Annotated in this window: 1 protein-coding gene; it reads right to left on the reverse strand. The window is 39.9% G+C overall.

The window, feature by feature from the left end; translation table 11 throughout:
• Window positions 1-410, reverse strand: a 410-nt coding sequence (locus F0229_RS21670) for a transposase (RefSeq protein ID WP_171733697.1), incomplete at its 3' end; no start/stop codon positions are given.
• Window positions 411-714 lie beyond the last annotated feature (304 nt).

Below are 714 nucleotides of genomic sequence, written 5' to 3' on the forward strand. Positions count from 1 at the left end.
AGTCGTAAATCTTTCTTCAACTCTTTGATTTCAAGTTTGTCAGCTTTAGCCTGCTTCTTTGCTTCAGCTTCCTGCTCTTTACTCGACTTAAACCCTTGCATACAATCGCTGCGCCAGCTTTGGATTTGCTCTGGAAAAAGACCTTTTTCACGACAATATTGGCTGAGTTCACTTTCTGTCATTGAGTAGGTTTCAGCGACGATGGCGAGTTTAGTTTGAGCAGACCACTGCTCTGATGAAGTGTTGCTATTTGGCACTGCGGCTCCTGAACGTCTGAGTTGCTTGCGCCAATGATACAGGGTCGCAGTGCTAATTCCTTCCTCTTCCGACACTTCTTTAACTGACATTGAATAGGGAGGCAACAGCTTCTTCAATATAGCTTCTTTTCTTTCTACTGAGATACGAGACACAATTACTCTTTATCGCCCAAACTGGTTAAATTTTAACAGTGACAACTACCCTGCCAGATAGGGATCACATGAGATAGTTTCAGGTTAATTTACAAAGAACTAGGTGAAAATTGCTGTTTAACTAGCATGCTATGACCATTTATCACTCTATCATTGATAATGTTGTAATGTTGATATAGGATCTAAAAACAAATATAACGAAAGTGTCGGGGCTCTAAATGAGAGTTGAAAAGAAAAAAGTAACTAAATCTATGATTTTTCGTTCTGTTGCAAGTTCGACGGCAATTGAGACAGGAAAGTCTGT

This window comes from Vibrio sp. AIC-3, assembly GCF_013114515.1.
GTDB classification, from domain to species: domain Bacteria; phylum Pseudomonadota; class Gammaproteobacteria; order Enterobacterales; family Vibrionaceae; genus Vibrio; species Vibrio crassostreae_C.